Here is a 20263-nt window from a genome sequence, read left to right on the forward strand (position 1 = left end):
ATGAAGAACCCTAATCTTAATAAGCTCACTTCGGTTTTTATGGCTGGCGTAATGTTGATTTCTGGCTGCGCTAAAAACGAGAACGTTGAAAAACCAGTCTTTGACGTTGTTCCTCCTGCGATCGTTCCCAAGCCGGTTAAGGTCCCGGCGTCGGAAAGCCGACTGGCCTATTACCAAGCCAATTTGGATGAGGCGACGGCTCGATGGAATGAATGCGAAAGGCTTGGTCCGCAAGGCATGAACAAGAACGAGCAAAGGGATTGCTCGATTGCGCGGGTTGCCTCGCAGAACGGCGCCAAATGAACGCTCGCCATAATCCCGTCGATCCTGCACATATCTCCGTTGCACGTAGTCGCCTGGACGCAAAGCTTTCCCGAGAGCTGGGGGATATTATTCTTGCGGCACTTGGCGATCCTGCAGTGGTCGAAATCATGCTTAACCCTGATGGCAAGCTTTGGGAAGATCGAGCAGGCATCGGAATGACGCAGATTGGCGAAATGACTGCCAGTCGTGCGGAAAACTTGATTGGCACCATCGCTAGTTCGCTCGGCATATTTGACAATCCGATTATTGAAGGGGAGCTGCCCCTTGACGGTTCGCGCTTTGAGGGCGTTCTGCCTCCGATCGTGGAGCGGCCCATTTTCGCAATTCGTAAAAAGGCAATTTTCGTTTATACATTGTCCGATTATGTGCGCGACGGGATTATGACGCAGGCCCAAGCCGATAAGCTGGTTTGGCATGTTCGCAAGCGGCACAATATCCTGGTGGCAGGCGCCACTGGCTCCGGCAAGACTACGCTCTGCAATGCAATTTTGCAGTGCATTGCAGACGAAGATCCAGCTACCCGAATTGCGATCATCGAGGACACCCGAGAGCTGCAATGCCCGGTCGTGAACAAATTTCCGATGAGGACTAGCGAAAGCAAGGACATGATCCAGCTGCTGCGCGCGACCCTTCGCCTCCGGCCAGACCGGATCGTGGTCGGTGAAGTGCGCGACGGCGCTGCCCTGGCTTTATTGAAGGCTTGGAATACGGGCCACAGTGGCGGCGTTGCAACAGTCCATGCCAACAGCGCACCGGCCGCACTAACGCGGATAGAACAGCTCATCCAGGAAGCCGGCGTTACCGCAATCCCTGCCGTCATAGCAGAAGCAGTCAACTGCATCGTCAGTATCCAAAAGCCTGAAGCCGGAAAGCGGCGCGTCGAGCAAATTTGTACCGTCAGCGGAGCAGGTTCCGCTGGTTACGATTTGTCTTTCTCTTGAGCATTAAGAATATAGTTCGTGCTATACTTCAAAGTGCTGTACAACAACTTTCATTTACCATTAGTAAGGAAACTCGCATGAAAAAAGTACCTCTCTCGCTGGGTCGCCTGGCATCGAACGTCAAACACACGGCTGGCCAGGCAGTTGCCGGCATTTTTATCGCTGTAGTGACTTCGCCGGCATTCGCGTCGGCACCATCGTCAAGCGGTTCCTCGATGCCGTGGGAAGGGCCACTCGACCAGATTCTGCGCTCGATTCAGGGGCCGGTGGCTCGCGTCGGTATTCTCCTGGCGATCATCATTACTGGTCTGATGATGGCGTTTGGCGAACACGGTTCGGGCTTCAAAAAAATCATGGGTATTGCGTTTGGCGGCGCAATTGTGATGGGTGCAGTGGCATTCGTGACTGCGTTGTTTGGCGCGTCGTTCTAAGGCATCTGGCGAATCATATGAGTGAATTACGCACAGTTGTGCTGCATCAATCGCTGATTCGCCCCCTCCTGCTGGGAGGGGCAGAGCGCACTCTGGCCATGATTAACGGCGTTATTTCGTCCGCGTTGATCTTCGGAATTGGCAGCTGGCAGGCTGGCGTCCTTGGCGTGATCTTTGCGGTTGTCGTCCATTGGCTCTTGGTGCAGCTTGCGAAAAAGGACACGCAGTTTTTCGACATCTACAAACGCCACTTGCAGTACCAAGACTATTACCCAGCACAGGCGTGCCACACGGCGCCGCCGCCGATCATCAAGTACAACAGAATTTAAGGCAGTCCAATGCTGAACCTGAAAGAATTTCGTTCTAATCTGAAAGGTCTGCCCGACTTGCTGAATTGGGGTGTCCTGGTTGACAAGGGCGTTCTACTCAACAAGGACGGGAGCTTTACAGCCGCGTTCTACTTCCGTGGAAATGATTTGTCGTCTTCGACACTCACGGAACTGGCAGCCGTATCTGCACACGCGAACGCGGCGCTGGTGAAGCTCGGCACTGGCTGGCTTGTTCACACTGACAGCCTGCGGATCAGGGCGACGACCTACCCAACGGAAGACCGCAGCTTTTTCCCCGACCCGACTACCAGGCTTATCGACGCAGAACGCCGCGCCCAGCACGAAACGGCTGATGCACACTTCGATAACGTGTATGCGATGGCTCTGACGTATCAGATCCCTCCACAGCTGCAGGAACGAATCACAGCCCTTTTCGTGGACGACGATTCCGACCAGATCCAGCCGAAAAACACGATGAATTTTACGGCCCTGGTAGAGCGGTTCAAGTCCCAGGTTGCTGATTTTGTCGGTGCCTTCTCAGCAGGCGTGCAGATCCGCAAGATGAGCAGCGACGAGCTGCTGACCTACCTGCATAACTGCCTTACAGGTTTAAACCATCCTGTGAAGATGCCGGCAATTCCAATGTATCTGGACGCCGTTTTAGGTAGCAAAGATTTCTATACCGGCCTGGCACCGCGTATCGGCACGAAACATATCCGCGTCATCACGTTGTTCGGCTTCCCTGGGAAATCGTCGCCTGGGATGCTGGACGCCTTGGCTCGACTGCCTTTTGAATATCGTTGGTCATCCCGATTTATCCCGATGGATGCGCTCGATGCCGAAAAGCGCCTTTCGGTTTTCCGCCGCAACTGGTTCCAAAAAAAGACCGGCCTATGGGGCATGGTCAAAGCCGCCCTCGGTGGCGGCGCACAGACGTTCCAAAATGGCGATGCCGTCGCTATGGCCGTAGACGCGGACGAGGCAGTAAACGAAAACAGCTCCGGCATGGTGCGATACGGGTACTACACCAGTGTTCTAGTCATCATGGCTGACGATGCAAAGACAGCAACAGAGAACGCGGCCGAGGTCGCAAAGCTACTTGGGAACGCGCAGTTCCCTAGTTTTGTAGAGGACATCAATGCGGTCGAGGCATTCTTGGGTAGTCTTCCAAGCCACGGCTTCCAGAATGTCCGCCGGCCCTTGCTACACTCGTTAAACGTCGCGGATCTGTTGCCGCTGACAGCGATCTGGTCCGGTCACGAATTCAATCCGTGTCCGTTCTATCCTCCAAAGAGTCCGCCTCTGCTGTACGCAGCCACCACCGGAAACGCCGTATTCAGGTTGTCGTTGCATGTGTCTGACCTCGGCCATTTTGGTATCTTTGGACCACCAGGCGGCGGCAAATCTACGTTGCTTGACCTCATCATCGCTCAGCACTTCAGATACCCAAATGCGCAGTGCTTTGGGTTTGACCTGGGCTACTCAATGGCCACACTCTGCGAAGCCGCTGGCGGGGCGCACTACGACATTGGCGCCGAAGGCTCGGACGTGGGTTTCTGCCCACTAGGTGAGATCGACACGCAAGCAGATCGTACCTGGGCGGCCAACTACATCGAAATGCTTGTGGTGCTGCGTACTCCCGGTGTCGAACAGCTCCCCGTCGCGCAGCAAGACAAGATTAGCCACGCCATTGCTTTGATGGCCGAAGAAACTAAGGATCTTGTAGGCTACGAAAAGACGAAAAACCGGACGCTGACCCACTTCTTAGGCACAGTCCAAGACCAGGTAGTGAAAACAGCCTTGCGGTACTACACGGTAGACGAGCAAAACGGCGTGCTGGGCAATCTGCTAGATGCCGAATACGATTCCCTTGGAACCGAAAACTTCGTCGTCTTTGAAACTTCGCACCTGCTTGCGCTGGGCGAAAAGGCGGTTGTCCCCGTCTTTATGTACCTGTTCCGACAGATCGAAAAGCGCGTGGCCAAATCCATCCCGACGCTCATTCCGATTGACGAAGGCTTCCGGTCATTCGGGCACCCACTTGCAATCGAGCGTTTCAAGTTCTGGTTGGAAACGATGCGAAAAGAAAACGTCGCAGTCGGCTTCGCAACGCAAAACCTGCAGAGCGTTGTGGATTCTCCAATCGGCTCGACCTTGATTCAAGCGACAGCGACGAAGTTCATGCTTCCCAACCCGGAGGCGGCAACTGACAACATCGCGCCGGTCTATCGCGCCTTTGGCTTGAACAATCGGCAGATCGAAAACCTGTCTTATGCACGCCAGAAACAGGATTATTACGTGATGAATGACGACGGCCGGCGCATGTTCCAGCTGGGCTTGGGAAAGGTTGCAATGGCCTTTGTCGGTGCGTCGGGCAAGGACCAGATGCAGCACGTGCGCAGCCTGAAAGCATCCCACGGTCCCGAGTGGGTGTATCACTACCTCAAGGAACGCGGTGTGGCCAACGATTGGGCTGATTACTGGAAGACCATGTATCAGAAAGGAAATGTATGAAGATAGCTAAAAAGTTTTCGTTTGTCGCGCTCGCAGTGGCAACACTGCACAGCACGCCAGTGTTAGCGCAATGGGCGGTAATCAATCCGACTTCCGACATTATCGCAAAGGCCCAGCATGCGGCCTCTTACGCACAGGCGGCAGACGCCTACGCTAAGCAAGCGCTGCAGCTGCAAAATCAGATCATGCAGTACCAGGCAATGATCCAGAATCTGCAGGAAAACCCGCTTGGTGTAGTGGTGCCGAATCTCACTTTGCTGGCAACAAATACGGCCAGGATCAAACAAAACGGCGTGAATATAGCGAACAATATGGCTGACGTTGACGACAACATCGCTCGCGCATTCAAGAATCCCCAGGGGGAGTTTGGGGTTCAGTTCCGTGTTTGGTCGAACGCCAGTTCGGACGCACTCAAAGGCGCCATGCTCAATGCGGGCCTGCAGCGTGAACAATTCAAGGACGACGAAAAGGCGCTACAAGCCCTAGTCACCAAGAATGCCGCCTCGGGAGGCGCCCTGGCGGCAGCGAAGACGTTAGGGGAAATCAACTCAGCCCAGCTGGCAGAAGCCTACAAGCTCCGCGAACTGATTTCGGCACAGCAGCTGGCCACCAATACACAAATGATGGCTGCAAATGCCCAGGCGCTCAAGGCACAAACCGCACGTGAAGGGTTTTTCAAGGAACACGTGCCTCGAACGCCAACTTTCAGCAGTTCTGGAGGCAGGAAATAAGGCTGCAAACCAACAACACACCCTCTCAAGCAGAGGGTTTTTTTTCGGCGTTTAGTATGATTCGTGCTATACTTGCCCTAGGTAAATATTAAGTGATAGGCAGAACGATGCTTCAAATTGCTTCTTTCGGCGCACCGCTTTTTGAGGTGTTCGCCCGTTTCATTGTTTGGCTCTACATGCCAGCGATCCTTTCTTTCCTCATCGCGTTTCGGTTTTTAAAAGATGGTTTCTTAATCGTATGTCTTCGCCGCGACCTGCACTGCTCGGCACGCTTTCGATTGGCTTTGTCCTCTGTTTTCAATGCCTCGCAAGGATTCGCCGCCGGCATCGCAATCACTCTCGCAATCTACTATCGTAAGGAGCTTTTCCAATGCGTCAGCAGCCTGTTCTAAATTCTTCGGTGTTCTCGCTGGGCTGTGTCCTGCTGGCTTTGGCGGTAGTGGTGCCGGATCTCGCCCATGCTCAGATCGTCGACAACATTGGCACTGCGTATCAAGAGGCAAGCAAGGGGTGGGAAGAAAGCCTTAGTGAAATCGCAAAAGGGCTTTTTATCAAACTAGCTTTGATCGAAGTCTTGTGGTCGGCCATCTGGTGGGTGTTGCAGCGCGACGACCCTAACCAGATGATGGTCGATATGCTCAAAAAGATCATGTCGCTGATGTTCTTTTGGGCAATCCTACTCAACTTCAACACCTGGATTCCTGCAGTTATCGACGGTTTTTCAAGTGCAGGCCAGGCGGCGTCGAATACGGGTGCGCTTACACCAGGTAGCGTTCTCAATAAAGGTCTGGAAATTTCGGCAAAAGTCGCCGCTGCCTCCGAGAAAGCAGGTCTTTTTGAAGGTGGCCTGGGCACAACCATTATCAGCGGCCTCGTTGCGTTAGGAGTCTTGCTTGCCTTTGCCGTCATTGCTGGCCAGATGCTGGTTACTCTGGTCGAGAGCTATATCGTTGTGTCCGGTGGCGTTCTATTCCTGGGCTTTGCGGGTAGCCGTTGGACTACCACTTTCGCGGAAAAGTACCTTAGCTATAGCGTGAGTGTTGGCGTCAAGCTGTTCGTCACGTACCTGATTATCGGTCTTGGCGACAAGGTTACGGATGGCTGGGTGGCGAAGCTGACAGGGAATCCTGGGCTTGCTGAATATCTGGAAATCCTTGGCGGCGCAATGATCTATATGTTCTTGGGCTGGCAAATCCCGGCTTTGGCATCTTCGATGCTAACAGGCGCAGTCAGCATGACCCTTGGCAGCGCAGCAGCAACCGTGGGAACGATGGCGGCTGGCGCAGCCGGCGCGGCTGGTCTGGCTCAATCTGGACTGGCCGGCGCCGGTAACGGCGTGGCAGGGGCGATGCAAGCAGGCAGCGCTGCCATTGACCAAGCAAAAGCGGGCGGTGGTAAAGGATTCCTGGGTGTGGCAGGCAGGGCAGTTGGTGCGCTCGGTAGTGCGGGCATTGGTGCGGCATCGGACACAATTAAAGGCTTGGGCGGCGGTTCGACTGGTGGAAACCTGGCGAACCGTATGGCAAACACTACAGCATCACTTACCGAACGTGCTGCAGCCGGCGCCCCAGCAGCCTCCGTACCTGGATCGCAACCAGCGGCACCTGGTAGTTCATCATCGGGTTCCCAACCGGCTACGCCGTCAGCACCACCAGCGCCGAGTAGCTCATCGTCTGGTTCCCAAGCAGCTACGCGGTCAGCACCACAAGCACCGGGTAGCTCACCATCTGGTTCCCAAGCGGCTACGCCATCAGCACCACCAGCACCGGGTAGCTCATCACCTGGTCCCCAAGCAGCTACGCCATCAGCTCCACCAGCACCTAGCGGATCGTCATCTGCTTCGCAATCGCCTGGATCTTCAGCGGTGCCGTCAACACCGCAAAGCAGTGTTATCGACACTAGCGGAAATATCTCGCAAGCACTTGCCGATCGGGACAGCGGAGCAGGCGGAGCAGGCGGCGCAGGCGGCGGGGCGTCAGGCCAAGCGTCGAGTACGAAGAACGATTCGCTGCCGATGGATAAAGCAATACAGGCCGACTCTGAACGAATTGAAAAGGCGACAGCGACGGGCGGTGACCCAATCGCAGCAGCCGATAAGAGCGTGAGTGCAGTTAAGAATCCGGGTGGGCAATCGGGTCAAGCAGTAGGGGGGCAGCCGTCAGCTCCGCAGGGCGAGCAGAAGAACGCTCTACAGCAACTCTCGGAACATGCAAGTGCTCTAGGCAAAATGCCCAATGACTCCGCGCCGGGGGCCGGCGTACAGATCAACCTGAAACACGACTAATCGACAGAAGGTACGAATATGTTTGGCAAGAAAAAAAGCGCAGAACCAAGAGGACCAAGCATCGACGCAGTTACGGGTCTTGCGGTGCCGGTGGGACAAATCCTAGAGTCACCTTATGTCGCGGGCCGGCGTGAATGGAACGAGCGTTACGGCAGCTACATCGCCCGCGCTCGCACTTGGCAGATGGTCGCTTTCGCGTCAATGGCGTTGTCTGGCGTGCTTGGCGCCGCGCTGGCCTATAACGCCAGTCAGTCCAAGGTTCAGCCATTTATCGTTCAGGTCGATAAGCTGGGCGAAGCCGTCGCAGTCTCACCAGCGGAAGCAGTGGGCTTGCCCGAACAGCGGATTGTCCGCTTCCAGCTGGCCAACTTCATTACCAATTCGCGCAGCGTCACGCCCGATCCTATTGTGCAGAAACGTTGGCTCGATAGCGTCTACGCCATTTCGACCCCATCGGCCGCAGCTTTCCTGAATGAGTTTTATGGCAAGGCCGACCCGTTCAAGCGCGGGCAGGGAACTATGGTTGCAGTCGAAATCTCGACAGCATTACCTCTGAGTCCGAAGACCTGGCAGATCCAGTGGACTGAAACGACACGCGGCCTGAATGGCTCATTGGAAGGTACTACGCGCTGGCAAGCGATTTTGACGGTTAATTCCTTTGCGCCAAGCACGCCACAACAGATCATCGCCAACCCCACCGGCGTTATTGTCGAACAGATTAACTGGACTCAGCAGCAGTAAGTGCCGACCCCTACGGAAAACTACGATCATCATGCAAAACAAGCACGCTCTTAACATCGCCGCTGCAACCGTCGCAATGGTCCTGTCCAGCTGGGCGAGCGCCGCAGACACTCCACCAGTGCTGACCGCGCCCACTAAGCCAGGCGCTCCAGCTGCACCATCGAAAGCACCAGGCACGATTGCAGCTCCCGTTGCGCCCACTCTTTCGTATCTGCAGCAGACGGGGCCAGCTAAGTCTACCGCGAGCGCTCCAGCCATACCGAAGGCTACTGCAGCCGCTCCTGTTGTCACGCCGGCAGTCGTAGCAACCGCGCCGGCTGCGTGTATCGCCACAGAAACCAACCGATGCGGCGCCAAACCGCGTAAAAAGCCAGCACCGAAACGCTCCTATCGTCCGTCGAACCAGGTCACTGCAGCGACGGCGCCCGCAGCCGTCGCCGTCGCTGTCGCCAAAACGCCTGGGAGCTTCGATTTCCGATTTTCCGGCGATATGTGGACGGCCCTGCAGCTCCTGTCCTTGAAGCACGGCCCTCTAGAAGTATCGACTCAGGGCGCCTCATTCCCGATCCCGGTTCGTCTGGACCTGCAGGGCGTGACTCTGGTTGATGCAATAGCCGCTTTAGGCGAGCAGGGCGGCACTGCAGCTGATGTTCTCTACCATCACGCCGGCCGTACCGCGAGCCTGGCATACCGCAATAAAAATGCTATTGCTATCGCACCGCAGGACTTCACCAGCAAGATCTTGCCCGTTCGTCCGCCAGCCCCGACGCCAGCGGCTGTGCCGGTCAACCCCATTGATGAAGCCAAGAACTGGCAGCGTGGCGGAACCGCTCGCCCGATCATGGGCGCCGATGGTGTCATGCTGTACCCGTTCGGCCAGGCACAGCCGACTCTGACTTGCATGCCTTTACGCGCCTGCGACGTTCAGCTGCAGGCAGGCGAAATCATCAACAACGTCATTCTTGGCGATACCGTGCGATGGATTCCTGCTCCGGCGACCACCGGCAGCGGCAGCCAGGCGACGCCCCATGTCATCGTCAAGCCGACTGAAGGAGGTTTGACCACGAACATGATTATCACGACCAATCGCCGGACCTACATGCTTACATTGGCGTCAACCGAAGGCCAGTATGTATCCCGCGTCGGGTTCTACTATCCTCAAGAAATGGTCCAAGACTGGAATGGCCAGGTTGAAGCCGAGCGGAGAAAAGCCGAGCAGGATGCAAACCGAAAGGTTTCTGATCTGCCGATCGCCAGCATTGAGCAGCTGAATCTGGATAGCTACAAAGTTAAAGGCAACCGCAATCTGCCGTGGTATCCGGTCCGCGTGTTCGATGAAGGCACGCATGTCTGGATTCAGATGCCGCCAAGCATGCGATCGAGCGAGGCGCCCGCGCTTGTTCTCATCGGTAATGACGGGACGACCGAGCTTGTCAACTACCGCGTCAAAGAAGCAGAGCAGGGCGGCGCCAAGGTCACTTACTACATCGTAGACAAGCTGTTCAAGAAAGCCGCGCTGATCGTCGGCGTGGGCAACGACCAGGAAAAAATCGAAATCATCAAGACCGGCCAAAGCTGGTTCAACAACTAAGAAAAAGACATCGCAATGAGCGACGAACAGAGAATTGACCCGGCTTTGCTGGAGGACGCGAACCCAGCTGGACTTAATCCCAGCGCGGCCGTCAATGGCGGTATCAACCTCAAGGAGAAACCGCGAGGCGTCAGGAAGATCAACAAAAAAGGTTTGATGATCGCAGGCGGCATCCTCGGGACTGCCGCGATTGTGGCAACGACAACGTTTAACGGCACCGGCAAAGATGTCAGTACAGCTGCTCAGCAAGCAGTCGCCTCACAGCAATCGAACACGCGGCCGGCCGAAGTCAAACGCGACGCCCTCTGGTATGGGAACGTCCCCGACAAAGTAGCGAGTGCCGATCCTTCTTTTGTCCCGCCAGTATCTCCTGAAGCCCAAAGCGAACCAGGGATGCCAGGCGCAAACCAGGTGAAGCTTCCTTTCCCAACAGCAGGGTTGCCACCGCCTACCGGAACGACAAGCGGGACCGTAGTTCCTGATCTGACCGGCAAGGCAGTTTCGCCGCTGGGCGGCGCTGTAGCTGCAAAGACTGGTTCCACGCCATACGATCCCGCCAATCCAGGCGCAACAGGTGGCGTACCGCTCACACCGGCCCAGCAGACCGCATTGCAAGCGGAACAGCTGAAAGCCCAGCAAAAGCAGCAAGCGGAACAGCTGAAAGCGCAGGAGCTTGGGCAGGCGTCCAAAGCTGGCCTAGCCGCAAGTGGCTTTGGTGGAGGGCAGGGCGCACCAGCTCAAACGGCGGGACAAGCAAGCGCGGCGCCAGGCGGCGCGATTTCAGCAGGTACGCCAATACCAGGCATGGCAAAGCAAGGCGAGGACGATCCGAACAAACAAGACCAGAAAGCGGCATTTCTCAGGGCGCAACGTGAACTGGTAGACCCCGCCTACAGCTCCAGTTACAAGACTGCACCGCGCTCGCTCTTTGAGTTAAAGGCTGGCGGCATGATCCCAGCCGTCCTTATCAGCGGCATCAACAGCGACCTACCCGGCCAGGCGATCGCTCAGGTACGCGAAAACGTCTACGACACCAAAACCGGACAGCACCTTTTGATTCCGCAAGGGACGCGGATCGTCGGACTTTACGACTCTTATGTTGCAAGCGGGCAACAACGTGTTTTGATGGCGTGGAATCGTCTAGTCTTCAGTGACGGGGCAAATTTCGATTTGAAGGGTATGCCTGGCTCAGACATGGGCGGTTTCGCAGGATTTTTTGATGAAGTTGACAACCATTACGTTAAAATCTTCGGTTCGTCTGCAGTGTTGAGCCTCATCAGTGCCGGCGTTCAGCTTTCACAACCAAATTACGGGGGTAGCAACAACTCCCAACCAGGCGTCGGCCAGACCATAGGCGGTGCGCTTGGACAACAGCTCGGACAAACCGGCATGAGCATCACACAAAAAAATCTAAATATACAACCAACGCTGCAGATCCGATCTGGCTACAAGTTTAATATCATGGTCACTGCAGACCTCATCTTGGAGCCGAAGAAATGAGATACGTCTTCCGTCTGACCCCGGATGTGCTGGACAAGCTCGACGCTGCAGCCCCACCCAAGCAACATCGTCGCTCAGGCTTCATTCGGGATGCAATCACAATGTTCCTGGCCAGGCCAAAAACCTCCTTGGCCGATCGACCGCACTTGCGAGGCCGAACAAATGCCTATAAGCAAGTCGGCGCGATGCTAACCCAGGACCAGATTGACGCGATTGCGAAGGTCTATCCAGAAGTTTCGATTTCCGTCGTAATCCAGGCGGCAGTTTCTGCCGAGCTGCGAAAGCCTCGTTATAAAAATATCAGTTTCCCCAATAAATCGAGTGCTGTAGATGAAAACGAAAACACCAATGCTGACCCGAGTTCCAGAAGCCATGCGCGAGAGTGCGAAGCAGCTTTCAGCTGAAAAGCACGGCAACCTCCGAACCATGTGTGAAACGCTCCTGGTTCAGTTCCTGGCTGAGAAGCCGTATAAGGGGAGAGGATTTGCCTGGCTTCAGCCAGCCCCGAAGGGGACGCCAGGATGGGTTGCTTACAACGTAGTGGTTAGCGACGACCTCTCAGCCCGCGTCAAGGCTGAATCGGTAAAGATTGAAGTGAGTCTTACAACGTTGCTCTACACCGCCCTCGACTGGTGGATTGAGCTGGACCGAAAGAGCTAGAGGAAACGAAGTGTTACCTGATCTGACCACCCTTATGCAGCAATGCGCTCCGCACGTCGGCCAGGTGACAATGCGTGCCATCATCAAAACCGAATCGTCCGGGAACCCGTATATCCTGGCCGACGCCGGCCCTGCCCATCTTCCTTGGAGTAAGCGAGAACATCTGGTGCGCACGATCCGGCCGCAGAGCGCGGCCGAGGCAGCAAACATCGTTCGCAATCTCGTTGCCAAAGGTCACAAGGTAGCCATCGGATTGACACAGGTGGAGGCAGGGAATCTGCCAAAGATGGGTTTGACTATCGAGCAGGTATTAGATCCTTGCACGAACATTAAAACCGGCGGCCAGATCCTTGCTCAGTTCTATTCTCGCGCCTTGAGTAAGCTAGGGTCGAGTGATCCACAAGCCGCGCTGCACGCGGCCCTGTCGGCATACTGGTCCGGTGATTTTGTGCGAGGTTTTAAAGGCGGATATGTTCAGAAAGTCATCAACAATGCGGGCCTGGCTGTAGAGCTGAAGGTGCCGAGTATTGCAGTTGGCCGCCGTGCTTCGTTGCCGATGCTTGCGAGTGCCGGCCAGGTTGCATCGCCATATTCGGCCCCGCTGCAGGTCGCGGGTTTCGGCACCAGGAGGGCCGCAGATCCGATGGACCCTCGTACAGCACCCCTTGCAGCATCAGGATTCGGGGCAGCATTCTAATCCTGGGCGCCGGCCGGCCCTCTCTCATTGACTATGCCAGCTCGGAGCTGGCATCTACTCATCGAATAAGGCCCATACGGGCCTTATTTCATTGCATCCCGCTCTTTCGGCACTTCGTCGCGGGTGGCTTCGTTCATCGTCGCAGGCGCAGGCGTGGGCGCGACGGAAGGGGAGGTTGGCAGAGGGTTCGGGTCCTCTTTTTTGCTGGCCTCGGCCTGGTCTGCGCAGATGTCTTCGTAAATGCCTCGGAACGGGTAGCACAGCTTACAAGGCTTTGGCGCCATGCAAAAGACGAAAGGGTTTCCGACACGAGAGTCGTATTTTTGCGCATAAGCAGCATTGGAGTGCAATGCAATACTAGCGCCGAGGACTGCGACATACAATTGGGCGAGTTTCAAAGCGGGCATTTTCATGTGGATATTCCGCTACTAGGCGGTCTTTCAATGAGCCGGCTGCCGGCCGGCGATCGGGCGCACACGGCGCTTTTCTTAGTTGTGAAAGTGACTCTCAACGGCGCCGCAAACTGAGCACTTGTAATCATCAAATCCGCAATCGGTCTGAGTTCGATTGGTGATCTTGACCAAGCTATGCCCTTTTGTGACTCCATGCCACCATTGTTCAAATCTCTCAATCATGGTTTTCGGTAATTCGTAGAGTTTCGGTTTAACCGATGAACGGCTTTTTCCAAGCTCAGATGGCGAGCTGGGGACGCCACTCGCGGATGACGATTGCGAAGTGGGCGGCGAGGAAAGCGACGAAGATTTCGGTGTTCATAGTGGACTCTCTAAGTTTGATGGGCGGGCACCGCGCCTCCCCCCTCACTGCACCAGGCCCGTCATGCGGGCCGTGGATGCTGCTGCGCGGGTTTTCCGCGACTTGGCTATGCTTGCGTCGGCAAGTGATGGCTTACAAGCTGATGCTTGTCGAATGCGTCGACGCCTTGGCGTAAGCCAGCTTCCAGAAGGAACCGACTCGCTGCGCGCTGCTGCACTGGCCCCGCGCAGTACTCGGGTATGTTATGGAATGCGTCTGCCATGTCGTAAATGACTTTCCACGCTTCAGGCGTCATCGGACGGGCCGTGAGCATACGGATCAGTACAAACGCTTCGGAGGCCGCACGCAGTGCAGTCCGTTCGGTTTCATTGAGTGCTTCTGGTTTCATGTCGCTCATCGTTTTTTCCGTCCTACAGGGATTTGAATCGCAGGGCGCGTACGACACGCTTGGCGAGCCGATTGGTGGCAGTCACGTAAGCCTGAATGATGCCAGCAGCAAGCACGATCACAAGACCGATTGGCCGCAGCACTTCCTCAAGCGTGTCTTGTGCGGGCTGATAGCTCCAGATTGCGTAGGCCAGAGCACAGGTCAGGATCACGATGGCACAAGCCGAGACTTTGTAAGTCAGACTGATCCGGGTAGATGCGAGCATTTCGTTTTCCGGTGTGTTAGCGCTTCGGTTTACCGGGCAGGTCGAGAAACACAAAGGGTTGGCCCACTATGTCGTTGTAGCGTGGCGTCGCCATCCGCTTGTCTGCATGTGGCTCAAACTCAGCCGCTTCTTCGGCACTCAACTGGATAGCACCGTAGGCAGCGCGCTCCTGGTCGATGGAATCGACTGGTTGAAACGTCTTGGACACTGATTTATTCATCGTTTAGCTCCTTCACCAGCTGCCGGCCGGCATCGGGCGCACGTGGCGCGTTTTCCGGGATCATGCGCCCCGTAGGGCACGATTAGTTTAGCGGGCTGAGCGAAGATTGCCGAAATCGTCCATGAACATCGAGCAAGTCACGGTGTAGCCAAATTGTACGGTGTAGTAGCGGCGCCCACAGGCTGGCCAAACGCGACCGTGGAAATGCTTGCCTTCCGTAACCTCAAAATAACCGCATTTGTCGAAACGAACCTTCTTCATAATCTAGCCCTTCCAGTATTCGCCTCGCCCAGTGCGCCGGCCCATGCTTCGCATTGTACCGTTTATATAAACGAACTGCAAGCAGGATTTGCTCTGGCTAGAGCGTTGTGGCTTAGGCAATGCGAACCTCTGAATATGATGGATTGGAGATAGATTCAGAGGGAAAGCCGTGCAGGCTCTTTTTCGGGCATAGCCTGGCATTTTTGCTGGAATCCTCGGAAAAGACGGCGGCCCAGGAATGCAGCCGCCGCGTCGTTTCAGCGTTTGCCCTTTGGCGTACCAAAGCTCGGTTTGCCGCCTTTTTCCGGGAATGAAGCAGAACACTTCGCGGTTTCGCTGTTTGCATTGGAGCAGCCGAAGAACGATTTATCCCCCATGCGGACGCGGCGCAGCTGTCCTTTTTTGCAGACTGGGCAAGGGTAGGTAGACGTCAGGCCCAGCTGCGCGGTTTTGGCGTGTTCGACGTACTTGGTAACGTATTCCTGTTGCTTGGCCAGGAACTGTTCCGGTGTAACGCGGCCGTCTGCGATACCGTCCAAGACCTGTTCAAACAGTCCCGTCAGGCCAGGGCTTTTCACCGCATCTGGCAATGCCACAATCAGTTTGCGGGCGGGATCGCTGCTGATGATCTGCTTTCCTTTCTCGACCAGGAAGCCGCGCTTTTTCAGGGTTTCAAGGATGCCGGCGCGGGTTGCTTCGGTTCCGATGCCGGCGTTTTCTTTCAGCCGCTTTTTCAGCTCCAGGTCTTCGACCAGCTGATGAATGTTCGTCATCGCGGCAATTAGCGTGCCCTCAGTAAAGCGGGCCGGTGGCGTGGTCTTCTTCGATTCGACCGTAGCACCCGAGCAGGAAACATTTTCGCCTTTCACGAGGGCAGGCAAGGTCTGCTTGCTATCTTTGTCGTCCTTGCCGTCGTCGTCGTCATCGGAATCCGTAGCGGCGCCAAAGACAACCTTCCAGCCTGGGGCCAAAGGCACTTTGCCGCTGGCCGTGAAGCTTTCGTCAGCGATGTTCAGGAAAATGTTTGTCTCGCGGTATGTGTGCGCGGGGAAGAACTGTGCCAGGTACGCCCGCACGATCATGTCGAAGACTCGGGCCTGCGCGCCTGTCAGCGTGGCATGTTGGCCAGTTGGCACGATGGCGGTGTGCGCCCCGAGCTTCTTATCGTCCCAGGCTGCCGATTTGAGCGCGGTATTCGCCTGCTCAACCAGGCTGGAATACTCGGCCGGCAAACCGGCCAGAATCCCTGGCGCCTCTACCAGCTGGCTTTCCGGGAGGTAGCTGCAGTCCGTGCGCGGATACGTCGTCAGCTTCGCCTCATACAGCGCCTGGGCAATGTCCAGAACTTCCTGCGCACCCAGGCCAAGTTTCTTGTTGGCTGCCTGCTGCAGACCGGACAGCGAGTACAACCCCGGCGGCGCCTGCTTCTTCTCTTTCGCGTCGAACGACACTACGGCGCCGGCCTGGCCAGACACTTTGGCCGCGATACCATCGGCCACCGCTTTGTCCAGGACACGCCCCGATTCATCGACGGTTACCAGATCTGAAGGCTTCCAGCGGGCGACGAAATTACCGCCGGCCGCTGCGATAGCAGCAGTGATCCCGTAAAAATCTTTTGCTTTGAATCCTTCAATGGCCAGGTCACGATTGACGACCAGGGCGAGGGTAGGAGTTTGCACGCGACCGATCGACAGCACGCCGTCATAGCCGCCTTGACGCCCTGCCAATGTGTATGCGCGGGTCAGGTTCATTCCCACCATCCAATCGGCACGCTGGCGAGCTTCTGCGCTGGCTTTGAGAAACCGGAATTGGATGCCGCGTGGCGTGGTGCCGGTCACGTTGCATCGCAGATCTGCCAACGCCTTGCGCACGTATGTTTCGTCAAGTGCTTCCAGCCAGATCCGCTTTACTGGTTTTTTGTTGCCGAGCTGTTCCAGCAGCTCATCGACAAGCAACTGGCCTTCACGATCAGGATCGCCTGCATTGATGATTTCGTGAGCGTCAGCCATAAGTCCCTTGATCGCCTTGATCTGGTCTTTGGCTTCGTCGCGTGCTTTAAGACGCCATTCGCTGGGCACCATCGGCAGAACACCAAAATCCCATTTCTTGAAGGCTTCCGAATAGTCTTCGGGTTCTGCCATTTCGTACATGTGGCCAAAGTTCCAGGTCACGATGTCATCGCCGGCCTCGATATGGGTAGGCGGTTTTCCAGCTGGACCTTTTGACACACCTTTGACCGGCAAGAATTGTGCTATGACGCGGGCGAGGCTGGGCTTCTCAGCAATAAAAAGTCGTTTCATGTTTGTGTTCCGATGAGAGTACGGCAGGCGCCGTTAAAAGGTTATGAGGGGCCAAGCACGGCCCTTTAGATCGTCGCGGCGCAGCGTGCCGTAATAACGGCTATCGAGCGATCGCTGCAGGTAATTGGCCAAAACAAAGTATTCGCCGGCATCCAGACGTTTGGACCACCCCAAAGGAAGGTGCCCAATGTCGCGGCCTTCGCTGTCCGTATCGAACACACCCGAATTCGGCAGGAGCTGGCCATTTACGGCCGTCCCAGCCGCAGTAATCGTCACCAGGTCGCCAGGAACCGCTACGACAGGTTTGAGAAGACGCGGCAGGGATGCCTGGCACTGGCCGCTTGCCGAGAGATAACGCCTTGCCAGATAGATGCCTATGGCCGCTTGGTTTGAAATGCAAAGAGATACCACCTGGCCACGTTCCACGGAATGCAGTGGCGTTACCAGGTAGATCCCGCGTGGCATCGACTTAGTGCTATTGATGGCCAAATGCCAACCAGAAACCCATGACGCCAGATAGACAGCAGCCACGGTCAAGGCAATGTATAGCGGCAGTTTGTTCTTGATTTTCACGGATTCCTCAAAAATCGAAGTCAAGCATTTCGTCGGCGGTTTTTTCGGGCGCCCCCGCTTCTGGCTCGCTAACAGGCGGTGCTGGAGGCGATTCTTCAGTTTCGGCCAGCATCGCCTGGGCAATGCCTTCGTCAGTCTGCGAGTCTTCCGCTCCCTCTGCTTCCGCTTCGGCATCGAGCTGGGCGATTTGTTCTGGCGTCAATTCTTCAGCCTCTGGTGCCGGCACAATCTCAACAGCTGAATGCTCTTGGTTCGCAGCTGCAGCAGCGGTAACGGTGCCGACTGCGATAGCTGCAATGACCGCAGCTGCAGGACCTCCAGCTATAGGGGCTGCGACTACTTCAGCCGGCGCCGCAGCTGGGGTTGCCGCAGCCGGCGCGAAAGCTGCAATCTGGGCGGCCGGTTGAGCGCCAAGGAATTGATGCGACTGGTCATCGACCTGAATCATTTTGTCCAGGTCCGACGCTGGCGTTTCGACCTGGATTTGTGCCAGGGCAGGCGGGCATGGGATTGGGGCCGCCTTTTCTGCGCATGGGCGGATTCGATCGGACTCATGCGGCGGCCGGATCTTAGAGCGGCCGTCAAAGATAGGATCTTTGAAGTACAAGATCTGTTTCCCGTAGATCGGACTTGCACCTGCCGGCATGATGAGCATGTCGCCTGGCGCCAGAATGTTTTTACCGTCAGGACTCTTGACGGGCGCCGGCAGGCGTAAGCATTCGTCAGGCGTCAGCAGAGCGCGAGCCTGCAGGTTTTCCGCAGCCATAACGTGCATCAACAGCGGATTGAGGCGATTGCCCGAATAGCTGCGCGTCGAATTCGTCACCGTCGATTGGCCCGTATATTTTGACAAAAGCTCAGCGGTTTCAAACTTGTTAGGAGCGTAAGCGATGCGGATATGCGCATTGGAAATGATGCTTTCGTCTTTCGTGTAGGCTTTGTACAGCTGGGTAAGATCCTGGGTAATTAGAAATGCCTTCAGGCCGTAGCCCGCAATAAATGCAAGGGCTTCCTCCATCAGTTCAAGCTTACCCAACGCTGGGAATTCATCGAGCATCAGCAGCATGCGATGCTTATAACCGGCCACGCTTCGGCCGTCCTTGAATTCCATCATTTCCGTGCGCCCGCGCACGATCTGATTGATGACCAGGCGGATTAATGGCCGCAGACGGGCCATGTCGTTCGGCGGGACTACGATGTACAGCGTTACAGGCACGTCCAGTTCCATCAGATCGTCAACCTTAAATTCCGACGCGGCCGTATTCATAGCCACAACGGGATCGCGGTACAGCGACAGGAATGACATTGCCGTTGACTGAACGCCGGAACGTTCATTTTCACTTTTATTCAGGAATGACCGCGCAGACTCCGCGACTACCGGATGGATCTTCGTGAGTTTGCCGGTAATCGGGTCTTCCCACCGCTGGACGCCCTCCGGGTCATGCTCAGTATTAAGCATGGCTTCGGCAACTTGCTCAATCGTCATGGTCGGATCGCAGAAGAAGCTGACCAGGCCGCGCAGATTACGGGCGCCTTCCCGGCTGACGTAAAGAATGTGCAGGATCGCCGCCGACAGCAGCTCATGGCCAGTTTTCGCCCAATGGTCGGCCATACCCTTGCCATCCGGGTCAACAATCATTTGAGCAACGTTTTGTGCGTCCGAAACCTCGCGCATTGTCCGAATACGAATTTCTGAAAGTGGGTTGAAACGCACACTGCTACCATCAGCTGCGCTTGGCTGAAACTTCAGCACCTTCTGACCTTTCGCCTTGCGGTAGCCGGCGGTAAGCGCCCAAGCTTCGCCCTTGATGTCATGGACCAGCGCAGAGTGCGGCCAGCTCAACAATGTTGGCAAAACGAGTCCTACGCCTTTTCCTGAGCGAGTTGGTGCAAAAGCAAGAATGTGCTCTGGCCCGTCATGCGTCAGATAGTGATATTCGGCAGTGTCAGGGTCTACCCAGGCGCCGACGTAGCAGCCGGCCGCACCTTTGATCGGCTTCGCCCCCATCGAATTTTTCAGCCAGGTTGAACCCGGCAACCAACCAGGCACTTTTTCGGCGTCGATGAGCGAATGCATCAGCTTCTGGATGAGGTTCAGCGGCCGACGCAGCAAGGTTGCGTTGAAAATGTCTTCTTTACTCGCCCACTTGGCCGAGCCGTGCAAGGTACTCTTGCCGCCAAATTTCTTCTGCTGGCGCAGCGCGTTCCAGATCGCAGGTACGAACAAGAAGTGCAGGCCGGTCAGGATGTATTCCCCGCCGTCGAATGCCTTTTCAGTCCCTTGCACATGGCCGAACTGTAAGAACCACAGGAAGTAATCGAAGGGCATATAGACGTTGAACTTTTCGCCAGATAAAAGAGGCTCCCCCAATGCCGGCTGGAAGCCTAGTTTCCAGGCCGCATACTGCGTGGCAGACCAACACGCCAACAAGGTGATGCCGCAGAGTAGAGCGATGGTCTGCGACATGACTGCTGCAGCACCGGGTGCCTTTTTCTCAACGTATCCCAAATCATCAACTGCCATATCTTTTCCTTGTCCAAAGTTAAAACGCTGCCGAAAAGTATAGCACCAATTATATATTGCCGACAGGAAAAAACCGTTTTTCCTCCTAGAAACAACGTCTCGAAACGCAACTGAACGGCTGTCGTGCACGCTGTAAAGAAAGAACATTTGACAGCCGTTTATATAAACGGCATAATGTGAAGTACGGGTAGCGCACACGCGCTGCACAAAAAGCG

The 20263-nt window shown here is 55.9% G+C and carries 20 protein-coding genes; 13 read left to right on the plus strand and 7 right to left on the minus strand.

What is annotated here, in order from left to right:
* The 13 genes from RCH14_RS23405 to RCH14_RS23465 all read left to right on the plus strand — a co-directional run bounded on the left by RCH14_RS23405 (window position 1) and on the right by RCH14_RS23465 (window position 12743).
* Window positions 1-303, plus strand: coding sequence for a hypothetical protein (locus tag RCH14_RS23405; protein WP_343028507.1), 303 nt, complete (start codon window positions 1-3; stop codon window positions 301-303).
* Complete coding sequence (trbB, locus tag RCH14_RS23410; RefSeq protein WP_343028508.1) at window positions 300-1265, plus strand: P-type conjugative transfer ATPase TrbB; 966 nt, start codon at window positions 300-302, stop codon at window positions 1263-1265. Before RCH14_RS23405 ends, trbB begins: the two co-directional genes overlap by 4 nt.
* On the plus strand, window positions 1262-1696 hold the full coding sequence (locus RCH14_RS23415; protein ID WP_343028509.1) for a TrbC/VirB2 family protein: 435 nt from the start codon (window positions 1262-1264) through the stop codon (window positions 1694-1696). Before trbB ends, RCH14_RS23415 begins: the two co-directional genes overlap by 4 nt.
* Window positions 1697-1713: 17 nt before the next feature.
* On the plus strand, window positions 1714-2025 hold the full coding sequence (trbD, locus tag RCH14_RS23420; protein WP_343028510.1) for a conjugal transfer protein TrbD: 312 nt from the start codon (window positions 1714-1716) through the stop codon (window positions 2023-2025).
* 9 nt (window positions 2026-2034) lie between these two features.
* Complete coding sequence (locus RCH14_RS23425; protein WP_343028511.1) at window positions 2035-4539, plus strand: transporter; 2505 nt, start codon at window positions 2035-2037, stop codon at window positions 4537-4539.
* Window positions 4536-5270 carry a hypothetical protein gene (locus RCH14_RS23430; protein ID WP_343028512.1) on the plus strand — a complete coding sequence of 245 codons (735 nt, stop codon included), beginning with the start codon at window positions 4536-4538 and terminating at the stop codon, window positions 5268-5270. The genes RCH14_RS23425 and RCH14_RS23430 overlap by 4 nt, the downstream gene beginning before the upstream one ends.
* Before the next feature lie 107 nt (window positions 5271-5377).
* Entirely contained in the window at window positions 5378-5662 is a 285-nt protein-coding gene (locus RCH14_RS23435) for a hypothetical protein (RefSeq protein ID WP_343028513.1), read from the plus strand.
* The gene (gene trbL, locus RCH14_RS23440) at window positions 5641-7554 is read left to right on the plus strand and encodes a P-type conjugative transfer protein TrbL (RefSeq protein WP_343028514.1); all 1914 of its coding nucleotides are present in this window, start codon (window positions 5641-5643) and stop codon (window positions 7552-7554) included. The genes RCH14_RS23435 and trbL overlap by 22 nt, the downstream gene beginning before the upstream one ends.
* Window positions 7555-7572: 18 nt before the next feature.
* Window positions 7573-8295 carry a conjugal transfer protein TrbF gene (trbF, locus tag RCH14_RS23445; RefSeq protein ID WP_343028515.1) on the plus strand — a complete coding sequence of 241 codons (723 nt, stop codon included), beginning with the start codon at window positions 7573-7575 and terminating at the stop codon, window positions 8293-8295.
* A 31-nt stretch (window positions 8296-8326) separates the two neighbouring features.
* The gene (trbG, locus tag RCH14_RS23450) at window positions 8327-9886 is read left to right on the plus strand and encodes a P-type conjugative transfer protein TrbG (RefSeq protein WP_343028516.1); all 1560 of its coding nucleotides are present in this window, start codon (window positions 8327-8329) and stop codon (window positions 9884-9886) included.
* Window positions 9887-9901: 15 nt separating this feature from the next.
* Complete coding sequence (locus tag RCH14_RS23455) at window positions 9902-11386, plus strand: TrbI/VirB10 family protein (RefSeq protein ID WP_343028517.1); 1485 nt, start codon at window positions 9902-9904, stop codon at window positions 11384-11386.
* The gene (locus RCH14_RS23460) at window positions 11383-11790 is read left to right on the plus strand and encodes a hypothetical protein (RefSeq protein WP_343028518.1); all 408 of its coding nucleotides are present in this window, start codon (window positions 11383-11385) and stop codon (window positions 11788-11790) included. Before RCH14_RS23455 ends, RCH14_RS23460 begins: the two co-directional genes overlap by 4 nt.
* 266 nt (window positions 11791-12056) lie before the next feature.
* Entirely contained in the window at window positions 12057-12743 is a 687-nt protein-coding gene (locus RCH14_RS23465; RefSeq protein ID WP_343028519.1) for a lytic transglycosylase domain-containing protein, read from the plus strand.
* An 83-nt stretch (window positions 12744-12826) separates the two neighbouring features.
* On the opposite strand, the gene RCH14_RS23470 is transcribed toward RCH14_RS23465, so the two are convergent.
* The 7 genes from RCH14_RS23470 to RCH14_RS23500 form a co-directional block, all read right to left on the minus strand.
* On the minus strand, window positions 12827-13156 hold the full coding sequence (locus RCH14_RS23470; RefSeq protein WP_343028520.1) for a hypothetical protein: 330 nt from the start codon (window positions 13154-13156) through the stop codon (window positions 12827-12829).
* Window positions 13157-13623: 467 nt separating this feature from the next.
* Entirely contained in the window at window positions 13624-13914 is a 291-nt protein-coding gene (locus tag RCH14_RS23475) for a hypothetical protein (RefSeq protein ID WP_343028521.1), read from the minus strand.
* Between the two features lie 13 nt (window positions 13915-13927).
* On the minus strand, window positions 13928-14170 hold the full coding sequence (locus RCH14_RS23480; RefSeq protein ID WP_343028522.1) for a hypothetical protein: 243 nt from the start codon (window positions 14168-14170) through the stop codon (window positions 13928-13930).
* Between the two features lie 16 nt (window positions 14171-14186).
* On the minus strand, window positions 14187-14390 hold the full coding sequence (locus RCH14_RS23485; RefSeq protein WP_343028523.1) for a hypothetical protein: 204 nt from the start codon (window positions 14388-14390) through the stop codon (window positions 14187-14189).
* A gap of 518 nt (window positions 14391-14908) precedes the next feature.
* A complete protein-coding gene (locus tag RCH14_RS23490) occupies window positions 14909-16951 on the minus strand; it encodes a DNA topoisomerase 3 (RefSeq protein ID WP_343028524.1) in 2043 nt (680 codons plus the stop codon).
* Window positions 16952-16984: 33 nt separating this feature from the next.
* Window positions 16985-17524 carry a conjugative transfer signal peptidase TraF gene (gene traF / locus RCH14_RS23495; protein WP_343028525.1) on the minus strand — a complete coding sequence of 180 codons (540 nt, stop codon included), beginning with the start codon at window positions 17522-17524 and terminating at the stop codon, window positions 16985-16987.
* 7 nt (window positions 17525-17531) lie between these two features.
* Window positions 17532-20195 carry a type IV secretory system conjugative DNA transfer family protein gene (locus tag RCH14_RS23500; RefSeq protein WP_343028526.1) on the minus strand — a complete coding sequence of 888 codons (2664 nt, stop codon included), beginning with the start codon at window positions 20193-20195 and terminating at the stop codon, window positions 17532-17534.
* Window positions 20196-20263 lie beyond the last annotated feature (68 nt).

It is taken from the genome of Massilia sp. MP_M2 (genome assembly GCF_039123635.1).
GTDB lineage: Bacteria > Pseudomonadota > Gammaproteobacteria > Burkholderiales > Burkholderiaceae_D > Telluria.